Below are 14,238 nucleotides of genomic sequence, written 5' to 3'. Positions count from 1 at the left end.
TGGCTGAGCTGAAGTTGTCGTGCGCACCAGGGCGAGCTAATATTGAAAATCATCGGACTTTTCGATGTTGGTGGCGCAGTGTTGAGGGGGCGTGGTGCGGAGGAGGTGATCGCGATGTCCGGACCGGTCATCCCGATGGCCGATGTCGAGGACGCGGGCATCGGCAGGGTTCTCGTGCAGACGCGTTCGGCCGAAGAGGCCGAGATCCGTGGTACCCGACTGCTCTCGCCGCATCGCCTGAGGGTGGGGAGGGGCGGGCTTCACGCGCGGATCCGTGGCGTCTCCCTCGGCCCGGTCGCTCTTTACCACCTGAGCTACGCGGCAGGTGTCACTGTCACCGCGCCGCCCATGCAAGGCTACATCGACACGTTGATGCCCGTGCGGGGGGCGGTGCGCGTCGACCATGCCGGCGACCGGTTCGACGCCGTGGCCGGCCGGACGGCGGCGGTGATCAGCCCTCATGCCCCCATGGTGCTGCAATGGAGTCCCGGCCTGCGGTTGGCGATGATGCGCATCGAGGCCGAGGCACTCAGTTCCTTCGCCCGGATGCTCACCGGCCACGACGACTTGGAATTCCGCCTTGACCCGATGGTGGCGGACTCGAACGGCGTGGCGGGGCTGCACGGAGTCGCCCACCTGATCCGGTCGACGACGGCCCAGCTCGCCGGTGCGAGCGTATGGCCGGGGGCGATCAGGACGCGAGTGCGAGAGCAGGCGATGCTCACTCTGCTGATGAATCAGCCGGACTTTCGTGTTCAACTGACCGGGGGTGTCCGCCAGCCCGTCGCTCGAACTGCGGTGCGGGAGGCTGTCGAGCTGGTCGAGTCGCGGCCGGAGAGTTGTTTCACACCCGCGAGCCTGGCGGCGTCCGTCGGCGTCAGCGTGCGTACTTTGCAAATGGGTTTTCGCGAGGAAATCGGCACCACTCCTGGCGCATTCATTCTCAGTGTGCGGCTTCGACGGGTCCGCGAGGAGTTGGTCGCCGCGCAGCCGGGTGACGGCGCCACCGTGGCCGACATCGCTCACCGGTGGGGGTTCCTCAACCTCGGGCGGTTTGCCGCGCAGTACCACCGCGCCCATGGGGAGTGTCCGTCGGACACCCTGCGCCGTCGGTGACTGGCGCCCTTTCGGTCGGCCCGAACTCACTATTCGCAGATGAAATCAATATATAAGTGTACTTTCCGTATCTTACTGTTTGTGTGAAATCATACGGCTCTGGCCTCCGCGCGTGACCAGCGTGCGTAGGGTCCGGCGGAACCGGGCCGCCACTCTCTGTATAGCAAAGCGCTGTCCGACCTCGGAGATTCCGCGGAGGGCTGCCTCAACGCGCCGTGGATTTCCCGTACATGGCATTCGTCCGAACCATTGATCCCGAAGGTGTGATCGCTGTGGTTGTCCGTGAGTTGATCGACAGATCGCCGATGAGCCGGTTCCAGGTTGCGGTCGTGCTGCTGTGCACCGCCCTGTGCGTGGTCGAGGGATTCGACATCCTTATGATGTCCTTCGCCGCTCCTGGAGTGGCCAGGGACTGGGGGCTGAACAATGCCTCGGTTGGAATGCTGCTGAGCGCCTGCCCGTTCGGTATGGCAGCGGGGTCCGCGGTGATCGCGCCGTTGGCCGACCGCATCGGCCGCCGGCCGCTGATCCTTGCGTGCCTTGCCGCGACGACGGTGGCGATGGCGCTGAGCGCCGCAACCCGCAACGCCGGTGAGTTGGCCTTCTGCAGGGGTTTGGCCGGGTTGGCGATCGGCGGGCTGGTCGCGAGTCTTCCTGTGCTCGTCTCCGAATTCGTCCCGGCTCGTCGCCGGGGTAGTGCGGTCGCGCTGTACACGGCCGGGTTGCCGCTGGGCGGCGTGGTCGGCGGTTTCGTGGCGACGTTGATCGGCAGCCACTACGGCTGGCGGGGCATCTTCGTCGCGGGTGCGCTCCTCACCGTGGCGCTGCAGGCGGTGAGTTTTGCGCTGTTGCCGGAGTCGTTGGAACACCTGGAGATTCGCCGCCCGCGTGGTGCGCTTCAGCGCATCAACCGGACCCTTGCCCGGATGGGGCGGGACCCCGTTACCCATCTCGCCCAACGCGGCGATGGGTCGGCGGGCGTAGCCGGCGGGGTCCTCCGTGGCCGGGCAGGCGCGCGCTCGCTTCTGCTGTGGGTGGCGTTCTTCATCAGCGTGGCGTGCTTCTACTTCGCGAGCAGCTGGACGCCCACCTTGCTGCAGCGCAGCGGTTTCTCCGCGCAGCAAGGCATCAGTGGGGGCATGCTGCTGAACGTCGGCGGAATCGCCGCCACGCTGCTGTTCAGCGTGCTCGCGTTACGTGTGGGACCGAGGCCGCTCACCGTGCTGTCCTTTGTCGCGGCCGCAGCGTCCTTCGTCGTCATGGGCTTGTCTCTGGGCAGCGCGGGCGGCGCCTTCGTCGCCGCAGCGGCGGTGGGCGTGACCATCAACGCTGCCGTGGCGGGCCTATACACGATCGCACCGGAGCTCTACGCACCCTCCGTCCGCACCACGGCGGTCGGCTGGGCCGCCACGATGGGCCGGCTGGGTGCCATCGTCGCTCCGCTGTTCGCCGGATCGCTCCTCGACGAGGGCTGGTCACCGCAGACGTTGATGGTGGTGTTCGCGGGTCCGCTTGTCGTCGGCGGACTGTGCGTGCTGGCGATCGGCAGGCTGGGCAGGGAGCAGCGGCGTGGGCTGTCAGCTCCAGCCGCGGATGGACCATCTACTCCGGTTCAAGGTGCCCTCTAACGGTTCCGGGCGGTGAAGGAGGGCGAACCGGTATCGGTCGAGACGATAGTCGTGGTGCAGGTGCAGGTGCAGGTGTGTGGGGGTGCCACACCGACCTGCACTACTGCGACGGCGGGATCAAGGATGAGTTTCCCTCTGGCGCTCGACGAGTGCCGTGTCCGTTGAGCGTCGGAGCGATCATGGGACTCGACCTGGCTGATCAGGACGAGCTGCGGACTCGTGGACCGGCCACGGCAGGGTGATGTCGATGCCAACTGCGCAAACATCCGCACCATCGGTCGCGCAGCTGCGAACCGATTCACAGCTGCGCGACCGGCAGGCCCAGTTCGGCGCAGGTGCTTGCGTCCCCGGGGAAGACGCCGACCGCGCCTTCTGCCGCGGTCACGGCGTGCGCGTTGAGCACGCAAGCGACGAGCGGGGGAACCGGGTAGTCGGTGACACCCGGTTGGCGGGGCTGGTAGTCAAGCCTGTTCGACTTCCAGTTGTCGCTGCAGATCTGCATGATGTCGCCGGTGACGTCGACGGGTCCGTTCCGGCCGCCGATGCCGATCCCCACGTGCTGGTTCGGGGCGCTGCTGGTGATGTCGGCGCTGCGGTAGCAGTAGCCGATCTCCCGATTGGTCGGAGCCAGGAGGCTGCCCGGTGCTGCAGCATCCACAGCGCTGTGCCCGCCCAGCACGGTTACTCCACCGGAGACCGCGGCCACGCCGGCCACGGCCGCGGTGACGGCGGTCAGGGCGCGCGTACGCCGGCGGGCGTGCCCGCGCGCTTCCAGTGCGTCCAGATCGAGTCTCATCGGCGGTTCGTCGGTGCCGAGCGCGCGAATCAGCAGTTCCCTGTCGCCGGTGGTCATCGTGTGCTCCCCTCTGGTGTTTCGGCCGCGGTGGCGGCCTCACACAGCAACTGCCGGAGTGTGGTCAGGCCTCGCGCGGCCTGAGATCGCACGGTGCCTTCGGAAATGCGCAGTACCTTCGCAACGTCGGTGCTGGTCAAGTCGCTGAAGTAGCGCAGCACCAGGACCGCTCGCTGCCGCGCCGGCACCTTGGCCAGCGCGGCGCGGACGTCGAGAATTCCTGCCTGATCAGCGCCGGTGACGGGGGCGTCCGGCAGGTCGGCCCGCAGCTCCGCGCGCCGGTACGGGCGCCGGGACTCGTCGATCGCCAGCCGCGAGATCACGCGGCGCGCGTAGGCATCGACACCACTGGGGTCGATGCGCTGCCAGCGTGTGTGCAGGCGCAGCAACGCCGTCTGCACCAGGTCCTCGGCCAGCGCCCAGTCTCCGCACATCAGGAACGCCTCCCGGCGCCACACCCCGGCGCGCTCCCGCACAACCTGGCTCAACTCCCACCGATCCGCCACGATCACCCCTTCCTCCCCCTACATACGAGACCGCGCAGGCGGACCGTTGCACGATCACCACACCGAATCTCGTGATCAACGCAGGTCCATAGGGGACCGCCGACGCCCGTCGAGTCTTCCTCGCCAAAATCCTGGCCGCCGCGCAGCGAGCACACCGGCCGCCCGCTGGCGGGGCAGCCGGTCCAGCGCGGCCGCGCTGGACCGGCTGCAGGTCCAGCCTCGTCGTGCTCACCAGGGACGAACGCGAGCGAGTTTCGGCGTCGATCACTGAAAGAGGCCATCTCACGTTTTGTGCGCGGCGGTCGTCTACGGGGCGGAGGAGAGGAGGGCACAAATGAGCATGCGACACGTCGTCGAGGCGGGGCGCGGACCGGTCACGCTGGTAGCCCGGGGTGGGGCTGTCACCGGCCTGTTTTTCAGCCGTCAGGTCAGCCGGCCTTCGCCGGAGACGTTCGGCCCGGAGGCGGGTGCTTCGGCGGATCCGCTGCGGGGCGGCCGCGGCCTCGCGCGAGAGGCTGGGGAGGCTGCCGGCGCGAACCCGTTGTGTGTGGGTCCGTGTGGGACGCTCGTCGTGACCGGCGATCTCACAGCGGCTACCTCGAAATCGTCTTCGGTGGGATGGACATGCAGCTGCCTTTCGAGCAAATAGTCGCGCGGCACGGCGCAACCGTGGTGCGGGTCTGCCGGGTCGTCCTCGGGCCGCACGATGCGGACGACGCGTGGTCGGAGACCTTCCTTTCCGCCATGCGCGCCTATCCGGACCTGCCGGAGACGGCGAACGTCGAGGCGTGGCTCGTGACGATCGCGCACCGCAAGGCCATCGATCTGCTGCGTGCGGCGAAGCGGAATCCGCTGCCGGTCGAGGAGGTTCCGGAGGAGCCGACGACGCTGGGCGTTCCCGATCTGGAGGATCACGACCTCTGGGCCGCGGTGAGTGGTCTGCCGGCGAAACAGCGTCAGGCCGTGGCGTATCGCTACGTCGGCGGTTTGGCGTACGCCGAGATCGCGGAGATTCTCGGCGGTTCCGTCGACGCGGCGCGCAGAGCCGCTGCCGACGGGCTCAAGAACCTCAGAAAGAAACGTCCGGGCGTGATCACGAGAGGAGCATCCTCATGAACGACATTCGCAACGATGACGACACGGTCGCGCTGCTGTCGACGTCCGTGGACGCCGATCTTCTCGATCGGCTGCACCGTCGGTTGGCGAAGGAGGCCGAGCTGGCCGGCCTGCTCGATGTCGCGTACTCCACCGTCGACTCGCCGGTGGGCAAGCTGCTGCTCGCCGCGACGCCGGCGGGTGTGGTCCGCGTGGCCTTCGCCAGCGAGGACCACGACCGGGTGCTGGAAGTCCTCGGCCAGAAGCTGAGCTCGCGCATCCTGCGCGCGCCGAAACGGCTGGACGCGGTCGCACGCGAGATCGACGAGTATTTCGCCAAAGTCCGCCAGGCCTTCGACGTGCCGCTGGACCTGTCCCTGTCGCGCGGATTCCGGCGGCTCGTGCAGACGCATCTGCCCGAGATCGGCTATGGCCAGACCCGCAGCTACCGGGACATGGCCGAGCTCGTCGGCAACCCGAAGGCCGTCCGCGCGGTCGGCACCGCCTGCGCGACCAATCCGTTGCCGATCGTCGTCCCTTGCCACCGCGTGCTGCGTTCCGACGGCACGCTCGGTGGGTACATCGGCGGGCTCGAAGCCAAGACGGCACTGCTGAAGCTGGAGGCGGCATGAGCACTGCACGGCGTAAGACCGGCGACCGCTGGCGTGACCGGGTCGAGTCGGGAGACTGGACGGCGATCACCGCCGAGGTCAACGAGTACGGCGGGGCGCTGCTGCCCCGGCTGCTGGCCCCGGAGGAGACCGAGGAGATCAGAGGGCTCTACGAGCGGGACGACCTGTTCCGCAGCACCGTCGACATGGGCCGGCATCGCTTCGGCCGGGGCGAGTACCGGTACTTCCACGCGCCGTACCCGGAGCCGGTCGAGCGGCTCAAGCAGGCGTTGTACCCGCGCCTTCTGCCCATCGCCCGCGACTGGTGGACGAAGCTGGGCCGGCCCGCGCCCTGGCCGGACACGCTCGACGAGTGGCTCCGGATGTGCCACGACGCAGGCCAGGCGAAGTCCACGGCGATCCTGCTCCGCTACGCCGAGAAGGACTGGAACGCCCTCCACCGTGACCTGTACGGCGACCTGGTGTTCCCGCTGCAGGTCGTGATCAACCTCAACGAGCCGGGCGTGGACCACACCGGTGGGGAATTCCTGCTGCTGGAACAGCGTCCTCGCGCCCAGTCCCGGGGTACGGCCACCCTGCTGCCGCACGGTCACGGCTATCTGTTCACCACTCGTGACCGGCCGGTCGAATCCGCCCGCGGCTGGTCGGCCGCACCGGTCCGGCACGGAGTGTCCGCCATCAGATCGGGCGAACGGCACACCCTCGCGCTCGTCTTCCACGACGCAGCATGATCGACGAGGCGAAGACCTGCACCCTGCTCGGACCGGACGGCCCTCCGTACCGGCCGTCGGTCAAGGGAGCGTGGGGCGGCCACCGCAAAGCGAAGATCTACGGGCGGCTCGACTGCCCGTGCGCGCTGCGCGCGATCGCCGGCGGCGGCTACGTCACGGATCGTGTCTTCTTCGTCGACGAGGCGGCCGCGGCAGGTTTCCGCCCCCGCGGGACGTGCTGCGAGGACCGCCACCGGAAACGGAAGACCGCCCGGGAGAACGGCGAAACATGGAAGCTCTGACCAGCCCCTTGCTGACGAGGCCCGCGACTCACGACACGGACCTGATCGCCACCGACGCCGAAGTTGAGACCATCGTCCGGCTCGCCCGCGGCCGCGGCGCCCGCGACATCGCGGTCGGCTCCGGCCGCACTGCCCGCGCGCTCGCGACCGCACGCTTGGTCGAATCCGCGTGGGACCGCGCCGGCGGCCGGACCCTCGGCACGGTCACCTGGCCCGAGACCGCGGCGTCCTGGCTGCGCCCTGCCTCACGATTCGCGGCCGCGGACCCTGATCTGTGGATCATGACCGGACCGGTGACCGGCTGGGCACAGATGACCCGGCGCCTCTTGTGGTCGACCTGCTGGAGCCCGGACCGCACGCTGGCGACTGCCGGAATCGGCGATCCGCGCACCCTCGCGCTCGTCGGCCTCGCCCATCTGGACGGCCTGGCCGGGACCACCGCGGACGGCGCTTTGTGGCGCGTGGTGCACGACCGGTTTCGACAGGTGAACGCATGACGCAGGCGACGAACCCCGCCGAAGCGGACCGCGGCGTCGTCGTCGGGGACGACGGGCTCGCCCGGCCCGCGTGGGCGGCCGCGGACCCGCTACTTCGCGACTACTACGACACCTGAGTGGGGCATGCCCGTCACCGACGAGCACGGCGTCTACGAGCGCATCAGTCTCGAAGGCTTCCAGGCGGGCCTGTCGTGGGCGACGATCCTCCGCAAACGCCCCGCCTTCCGCGCGGCGTTCGACGGCTTCGTCCCGGACACGGTCGTCGGTTACACCGAGACCGACGTCGAACGGCTGATGGCCGACGCCGGGATCGTGCGCAACCGGCGGAAGATCGAGGCGACCATCGCCAACGCCCGCGCCACGATTGCTCTGCGCGAGGAAACGGGCCTCGCCGACCTGGTGTGGTCGTTCCGGCCGGCGGACACTCCTCGCCCCGCACGGTTCGAGGAGATCCCCACGAAGTCCGCCGAATCGGTCGCCTTGTCGAACGAGCTGCGCCGGCGCGGGTTCGCGTTCGTCGGACCGACCACCATGTACGCGCTCATGGAGGCGATCGGCATCGTCGACACCCATCTGCTCGGCTCGCACCGGCGGGGCAGTTCGGGAATCTGGCCCGTGTGAGGCTGCTGCGCAGGTTCCGGGCTGTCCTGCTGATTTTCGGGATCGCGCGCCGGATGCTGACTGCTATCTCTGGCTCCCGACGCAACTGGATCTCATGAAGAAGGAACCTGCGGGTTCTGACGCCTCCTTCGCACGAAGTTCTGCGTGCCACTTGGCAAAAAACTCACGAATCCAACGCCGTCGAAGATTCGGGCATACCGCGAGCACGGACTCTCGTTTTTTTGCGAGGCCATCGCGCCACTCTGCGGTCGACCAGTCGCCGGTGGTGATACTGCGGTCGATGTCCCATCCCGGTTCGCTCGCCAGCTGGGAGACGTACTGCGACGTCGATCTGTGAATCATTTGCTCGCGTGTGGCGGGGAGATGGTGCGGCCGCTCATCGAATTTCCTCAGGTCGGGCAGCTTTCAGTTCGCGGTCGGCAGTTTGACAGCTCGAACTTCCGTCATACGTCGGTAACGCGGACCCCTTGTCCGGTCGGGCACGACGATGCCCCATTCGTTCATCTCGCGTTCATCTTTGAGGCGTCTGATGGAGTTCTGCGTACCTGAGCGCTCCCGAGGGTTTACCGACCCCGCGGCCGCCCTGCAGGAATGTCGGCCGGCCCACGACGCCGGTCCCGCCGCAGAGCTATCTTGTTTCGCCCAGACGAACACCGGCCGGTGCCAGACCGTCAGCTGTCGCGCAACACGGGCCGCCGCCGGGTCCGATGGTCCCGGTTACTGGGAGCGAGGCCGAGATGTCGAGGGCTCGGGCTCGCTGTGGTGGAAACCTGGCCGGCGCACGGTCACGGACGCATCGTGCGCCGGCCAGGGCCCCCGTGCTTTCAGCTCATCGACGGCGCGGAGGGGAGCGGCACGGCACAGCCGGTGACCCAGCCGACCCGTTGATCGCACTGCGGAGAACGGCACCTAACGCGTCAGGCGCCGTTCTCGCCGATGCTCGGCAGGGAGCTCGGGCAAACCGACTGGGGTGCGCCGGCAAAGGGCGTAGTGGGTCAGAGGTGTCGCGATGCGATACAGGGTGGTGTCCGCCAATGCAGCGCATCACGGACGCCGCAGGCTGCCGACGGCGGTGCGCGACAACTTTAACTCCGTCACCTCGGGCATCTCGGGCACCTTCTGGGGGTTCAGCGGAGGCAGCGGTGGTGGCGGGCCGCGAACGACCTCAGCGCCGTGACGATCAAACGCTGGGGTGCCCGCATCACCGCCGCGGACGAGGTCGCCGCAACGCTTCTGATCGGGCTGGGAACGTATGGGCGCAAACACGGCATCGCGTTCGAGCTTGCCGACGGAACGCTCTCCCCGACCTCCGCGGCGACTGCGTGGGTTGGCGTGAACTCGCGTCGCATCCTGCTCGATGCTCTCCACGCCCATGCCGCGGCCCACGGCGTCGCCGTCCGGATCAGCAATCCGAACAACGGTGCCCTGTTCGGATTCGGCTGGGACATCCGCATCGGAGAGGGAATTCCGCGGCCCATGACAGAGAAATCCGCCGTTCAGACCGATTGTGGGGGCTGGCCGTGCGCATGATCGCGCTGCGTTGGCCGCGCCGCGCCTCGCCTCGTGCGAGTGCTGACGGTGGCTGCTGTCAAAGACCTCTCGAAGCTGACGTGACGCGGGCCGCCCAGCCGAGGTGTCGACGTGATCCGCGTGTTCGACATCGGCCCCCGTGGCCGGGTCGTCGGCCTCCCGAACGGCCTGGCCGGAATCATGATCCGGCCAGGCCGCCGCCGGGTCACCGGTGCTGGTGTCGTCAGCTCGTCAAAGTGTGGTTGTTCTCCCGCTCGGCAGGTGCGTTCTCCGCCACCGCCGGCCGCTGCGTGCCGGAGTCGGTGACACTCTTCTTCACGGATTCGAGGATCGCCAGCCCCTGACCGACGAGCCCGGCGGCGACCTGACCGAGTCCGTCGGCTCCATTGAGGACGGTGACGTTCGCGCCGCTGAGGCCCGCGGCTGCTTCCTTCACGATCTGCGGCAGCTGCTCGATGAGCAATCGGTCGAGCGCGACCCGGTTGTGGGACGCGGCGGCCGCGGCCGTGACCTCCGTCGCCTCGGCGTCCGCCCGCGCCATGATCCGCACCTGCTCGGCCTGCGCCTCGGCGGGCTTGACGACCTCTGCCACCAGCTGTTGCTGGCGCAACAAAGCTTCCCGTTGCGCCAGTACGGTCCTGGCGTCGATCACCTCTTGCTGGGCCGTGGCCTGCGCCAGTGGCCCGGCCTGCGCTGCCTCGGCTTGGGCCCGGTCGATTTCGGCCTTGTACTGCGCCTGCACGACCGAGGTCTGCCGCGCGTACTCCGCCTGCCGCCGCTGCGATTCTTGTGCCGCCTCGGCCGCGGCCTGGTCGGCGCGAGCTTGCGCGATCTGGGCCTCGCGCTGGATGGCGGCGTTGTGCGGTGCGGCCATCGCGGCGATGTAGCCGAGTTTCATGTCGTCGATCGACTGGATCTGCAAGGAGTCGATCGTCAAGCCGATCTTCGCCATTTCCGCGGCCGACCCGTCGAGGACTTCGGTCGCGAGCTTCTGCCGCTCGGTCACGATTTCCTCGACGGTCATCGAGCCGACGATCGAACGCAGGTGGCCGGCGAAGATCCGGCCGGTCAGGATCGACATCTGCTCCTGGTCGGACAGGAATCGCTGACCGGCGTTCACGATGCTCTCGGTGTCATTGCCCACCTTGAACGCGATGACCGCACGGACGTTGAGCGCGATGGCCTGCTTCGTCACACAGGTTTCCGATACCTCGGCTTCGGACATGCTCAGCGTCAGGAACCGCACTTTCCGGAAGAACGGCATTACGAACGCGCCGTGCCCGGTGACCACCCGGAACGGCGCTCCCCCTGTGCCATTGCTCTTCCCGCCGGAAATGAGCATCGCCTCGTCGGGCGCGGGCACGCGATAACCGAACATCGTCGTTCTCCTAATTGCTGGTGAAGGGATCCGTCCAGGCGATGACCTCGACGGCACGATGGGGGAGGGACTCGACGACGAGGACGGTCGTGCCCTTCGCGAGCGGTACCTCGGAATAGGCCCGGTAGGTCTCGGTGCCTCCGCGGATCCGGAGCAGGACCTCACCCGGTCCCGCCGGCCCGCGGGTGCCGATGAGCAGCACGCCGGTTTGCCCTTCCGGCGATCGATCGGCGTACATTACCCGACACCTCCGGACAATTCGGGCGTGGTGTCCCACTTGCCGAAGTCCAGAGCCGGCGGCACCGGTGCGGCACCATGGAACGATCAACGTCAAGTGTCCCACGGCGGCATACCGGCCACCAGGGCAGAACCACACCACCCCGGCGCCGGATTCGCCCGCGGCGGCAGTCCTCGTGCGTGGTCATCGGCGGCGTCCCCGTGGCGGCGGGTTGTTGCCGTGAAAGCGGCTGAGCGGGATGGCGTACGGGCCCTTGCCCCAAGGGTCGTGCGGCACCACCGGCACCCAGACGCTCAACCTCGCCGGAGAGCCACGCGCGGGTGGGCGCCGCCGTGAGGAACGAATAGTGGCTGCGGACTGCCGCGACGATGCGGACCGACTTCCGGTCTCGGCCGGCGCGGTTCAGGAAGAACGACCCGTGGCCGAGCGCCGCGAGCTTGACCGATTGCCATCCGGAGCGGCGCGCGATCCGCCGGCGCCGGACCAAGACCACCGTGTACGCGACGACCCAGGAGAACGCGCCCAACTCGAGGACGACCACGACGATCGAGCCCCAGGAGTCGTCGCCGTTGGGCTCGTCCGCGGTGCGCACGTGCGACGGATCGGCTGGGTCGTAGTACGCCGTCAAGATTTCGCCGACGTAGTACCGGATCTGGGAGTCGCGCCTGATCCCGCCTTCGAGGCCCGGCGCCGAGTAGTCCACGACGATGTAGGGCCCACCTCGCGCGTCGTTCGCCACCGCGACCACTCGCGCGGGCACCCACAGCGCCACGGCCCCGGCGGCTTGGCGAATGCGCACCCGGACGGCTCGGTCCAAGGTCACCGGGTCCGGCTTCGGCAGCCGCCCGGTGCGGGCTAAGAGAGGTTCGTCGTCTTCTTGGCGCGGGGGCTCACCCGCGCCGGTCATCCCCAGATCCATCAGCAGAGGATACGACCGAGAAATACAGCTCCACCAGGAATTCTCTGCGATCGAAAACACTGCCGGCGAAGGCAACCGAACGGGCCCGTCCGGCGTTCTGGCCCAACCTCGCGCCACCTTGGCCGGCACGGCTCTGGCCAGGTGTTGCCGGCGCTACATCCGAACGGCTTCCCGCGGCGAACTACCGGTTCGCGGCCGGCTCACGCGGCTACGAATCACCTTCGTGGCCGGGTAAGGTCGGCGACTTGCCCGTGATCGAGGGAGCGGTGGTCGCACCGTATCGACAAGTCGGCGGAAGTCAGTCGAGACAAGGCGTTGCTCGAGGCGCCGCAGTCCAGCGTGGACAGCTTGTCAGCGGATCGCCCGATTTGCGAGGATTGAAAGGGTCGGCACCTCATGATGGAACTCGGTTGCTGGTTTCCCTATATTCCGACACAGCCGGGTCCTTTGCGGACGATGGAGCAATCTCGCGCTCGTGCGGCGTATGACGATTTCATGCTGATGAAGGAGGACAGGCTCGGAGAGCTCACACGGTTGCTCAACTACAACGGCATCGACGTGACGTTCGATGAAGATCGACGATCAGGTCGGCGTTGGTGGCGGAGCGCACTCCGCCGTCGACCCAGACGGCACCGGCCACGTCGACGGCCGGTGCGACGCCCGGAGCCGCGGTGGAGCACGCGATGCCGACTGCTACCGGGAGGTGATCGTCGGTCGACCACGCGTGTGCCTCGCCGGTGCTGACGTTCACCGTCGCCATCGCCAGGTTTCGCGGCCACGAGCCTTCGGGTGATCCCGGTTTCCACAGTTCTTCGGCCTCGCCGGCCGAGAGAGGCGGCTCCGCTTCGACCGCGGCCTGGGCCATGGCCACCATCGAAGGTGCGCCCGCATCGGACCTCTTGGTCATGAGGCGCGTCAGCTTCTCGCGGTCGCTGCGACCGTTCGCCGCGCGGTCGGCGTGCCAGGCCGCTCGTGCGCGCATCCGGTCGGGCAGCCCGGCGAGGCCTTCCGGGCGCATCGTCAGCCAAGCGCCGACGATCGAGCCGGCCGACGTTCCCAGGACGACATCGGCATCGGCGGCCGAGAATCCTGCCGCGCCGAGTGCGAGAAGCAGAGCTGCCTCCCACGATGCGCCAACGGGTCCGCCGCCACCCAGAACCAATGCTCTCCTCGGAGAAGAACCCGGTCGTCGACTTTCAATCATTCGAGGAAGACCCTTTCGTTTGTGCACGGTGCCGACGTGGACCTGGCGGTCCGCCTGGTCCACTTCGGACAAAACCACGCCGACGCCACGGGGGAGTGTCTCATCAGCCGTCCGTGCGGCCGTCGACGGCGACAACGATCTTGCCGACCTGGCCATTGCGCTCCAGGTAACGGTGCGCGTCGGCGTAGTCCTCCAGCGGGAACACCTTGTCGATGACGGGGACGAGGTCGCCGTCGACGATGCCGTTCCGGACGTAGTCCACCGCGGGGGCCAGACGCAGGCTGTCCGACGCGAGCTCCGCGACCCCGAAACCACGAATGGTGAGCCGCTTGAGCAGCACGTCCATCACGTTCACGGTCGCCGGGGTGAAATCGAGCACGCCGTAGATGACGAGGACCGCGTCCTGGGCGGCGGCCTCGATCAAGGTCGCGAGGGCGGCGCCGCCGACCGGGTCGAAGATGACCCTCGCGCCCCGCTCTTCGGTCAGCTCTCGAATCCGCGCGACGACGTCCTCCTCGGCGGTCGCGATCACCACGTCGGCTCCGGCGTCCAGCAGTTGTCGCCGCTTTGCGCCGGTACGGGTCAGCGTGACGGCTTTCGCGCCCGCCCGCCGGGCGATCTGAATGGCCGCGAGACCGACGCTGCTGGACGCGGCCGAGATCAGCACGGTGTCCCCGGGTCGCGTGTTCGCGATCTCCACCAGACCGCCGTAGGCGGTGATGTACTGCATCCACGTCGAGGCCGCCTGCTCGAAGGAGAGCTCTTCGGGGTGGGCCACGACGGCGTGGACGGGTGCGAGAACCGCTTCACCGTGCATCGGGTAGTCGAGCAGGTTGAAGCCGGGCAACACGCTGACGGCTTGGCCGACGTGAACCTCGCCGACTCCGTCGCCGATGGCCGCGATCAGCCCTGCGACCTCGAAACCCATGCCGCCCGGGACGACCGGGGCGACACTGTACATTCCTTGGCGGAACAGCGAATCCGCTCGGTTGAGCCCTCATGCGCGGGC

General features: G+C 68.2%; 15 protein-coding genes. 9 read left to right on the top strand and 6 right to left on the bottom strand.

Annotated elements, in window-relative coordinates; translation table 11 throughout:
* Positions 1 to 114: 114 nt before the first annotated feature.
* On the top strand, positions 115 to 1,116 hold the full coding sequence (locus tag AB0383_RS23975) for an AraC family transcriptional regulator (RefSeq protein ID WP_364176511.1): 1,002 nt from the start codon (positions 115 to 117) through the stop codon (positions 1,114 to 1,116).
* 215 nt (positions 1,117 to 1,331) lie between these two features.
* Entirely contained in the window at positions 1,332 to 2,744 is a 1,413-nt protein-coding gene (locus tag AB0383_RS23970; protein ID WP_364176514.1) for an MFS transporter, read from the top strand.
* A gap of 298 nt (positions 2,745 to 3,042) precedes the next feature.
* Here the strand turns inward: AB0383_RS23970 and AB0383_RS23965 are convergent, their stop codons facing one another.
* Positions 3,043 to 3,597, bottom strand: a complete 555-nt coding sequence (locus AB0383_RS23965) for a hypothetical protein (protein WP_364176517.1) — start codon at positions 3,595 to 3,597, stop codon at positions 3,043 to 3,045.
* Positions 3,594 to 4,106 (bottom strand): SigE family RNA polymerase sigma factor, encoded by a 513-nt coding sequence (locus AB0383_RS23960; RefSeq protein ID WP_364177054.1) that lies wholly within the window; start codon positions 4,104 to 4,106, stop codon positions 3,594 to 3,596. Before AB0383_RS23960 ends, AB0383_RS23965 begins: the two co-directional genes overlap by 4 nt.
* Positions 4,107 to 4,721: 615 nt before the next feature.
* On the opposite strand from AB0383_RS23960, the gene AB0383_RS23955 reads away from it, so the two are divergent.
* From AB0383_RS23955 to AB0383_RS23925, 7 genes are all read left to right on the top strand, one after another.
* Positions 4,722 to 5,219 (top strand): RNA polymerase sigma factor, encoded by a 498-nt coding sequence (locus AB0383_RS23955; protein WP_364176520.1) that lies wholly within the window; start codon positions 4,722 to 4,724, stop codon positions 5,217 to 5,219.
* Positions 5,216 to 5,830, top strand: a complete 615-nt coding sequence (locus tag AB0383_RS23950; RefSeq protein WP_364176522.1) for a methylated-DNA--[protein]-cysteine S-methyltransferase — start codon at positions 5,216 to 5,218, stop codon at positions 5,828 to 5,830. The genes AB0383_RS23955 and AB0383_RS23950 overlap by 4 nt, the downstream gene beginning before the upstream one ends.
* Positions 5,827 to 6,561, top strand: a complete 735-nt coding sequence (locus AB0383_RS23945; RefSeq protein ID WP_364176524.1) for a 2OG-Fe(II) oxygenase — start codon at positions 5,827 to 5,829, stop codon at positions 6,559 to 6,561. The genes AB0383_RS23950 and AB0383_RS23945 overlap by 4 nt, the downstream gene beginning before the upstream one ends.
* Entirely contained in the window at positions 6,558 to 6,842 is a 285-nt protein-coding gene (locus AB0383_RS23940; protein ID WP_366188580.1) for a metal-binding protein, read from the top strand. The genes AB0383_RS23945 and AB0383_RS23940 overlap by 4 nt, the downstream gene beginning before the upstream one ends.
* Positions 6,830 to 7,339 (top strand): hypothetical protein, encoded by a 510-nt coding sequence (locus AB0383_RS23935; RefSeq protein ID WP_366188579.1) that lies wholly within the window; start codon positions 6,830 to 6,832, stop codon positions 7,337 to 7,339. The genes AB0383_RS23940 and AB0383_RS23935 overlap by 13 nt, the downstream gene beginning before the upstream one ends.
* 123 nt (positions 7,340 to 7,462) lie before the next feature.
* Positions 7,463 to 7,960, top strand: coding sequence for a DNA-3-methyladenine glycosylase I (locus tag AB0383_RS23930; RefSeq protein ID WP_366188578.1), 498 nt, complete (start codon positions 7,463 to 7,465; stop codon positions 7,958 to 7,960).
* Positions 7,961 to 9,133: 1,173 nt separating this feature from the next.
* Positions 9,134 to 9,490, top strand: coding sequence for a hypothetical protein (locus AB0383_RS23925; RefSeq protein WP_364176534.1), 357 nt, complete (start codon positions 9,134 to 9,136; stop codon positions 9,488 to 9,490).
* 223 nt (positions 9,491 to 9,713) lie between these two features.
* Here the strand turns inward: AB0383_RS23925 and AB0383_RS23920 are convergent, their stop codons facing one another.
* From AB0383_RS23920 to AB0383_RS23905, 4 genes are all read right to left on the bottom strand, one after another.
* Positions 9,714 to 10,925, bottom strand: coding sequence for an SPFH domain-containing protein (locus AB0383_RS23920; RefSeq protein ID WP_364176537.1), 1,212 nt, complete (start codon positions 10,923 to 10,925; stop codon positions 9,714 to 9,716).
* A gap of 104 nt (positions 10,926 to 11,029) precedes the next feature.
* Positions 11,030 to 12,025 carry a DUF3592 domain-containing protein gene (locus AB0383_RS23915; RefSeq protein WP_366188577.1) on the bottom strand — a complete coding sequence of 332 codons (996 nt, stop codon included), beginning with the start codon at positions 12,023 to 12,025 and terminating at the stop codon, positions 11,030 to 11,032.
* A gap of 538 nt (positions 12,026 to 12,563) precedes the next feature.
* Entirely contained in the window at positions 12,564 to 13,307 is a 744-nt protein-coding gene (locus AB0383_RS23910) for a patatin-like phospholipase family protein (RefSeq protein ID WP_366188576.1), read from the bottom strand.
* Positions 13,308 to 13,332: 25 nt separating this feature from the next.
* Entirely contained in the window at positions 13,333 to 14,190 is an 858-nt protein-coding gene (locus tag AB0383_RS23905; RefSeq protein WP_366188575.1) for a zinc-dependent alcohol dehydrogenase family protein, read from the bottom strand.
* Between the last annotated feature and the right edge of the window lie 48 nt (positions 14,191 to 14,238).

This window comes from Amycolatopsis sp. NPDC051373 (assembly GCF_040689465.1).
Classification (GTDB): Bacteria; Actinomycetota; Actinomycetes; order Mycobacteriales; family Pseudonocardiaceae; genus Amycolatopsis.
This window is presented reverse-complemented; position numbering and strand designations above follow the sequence as displayed.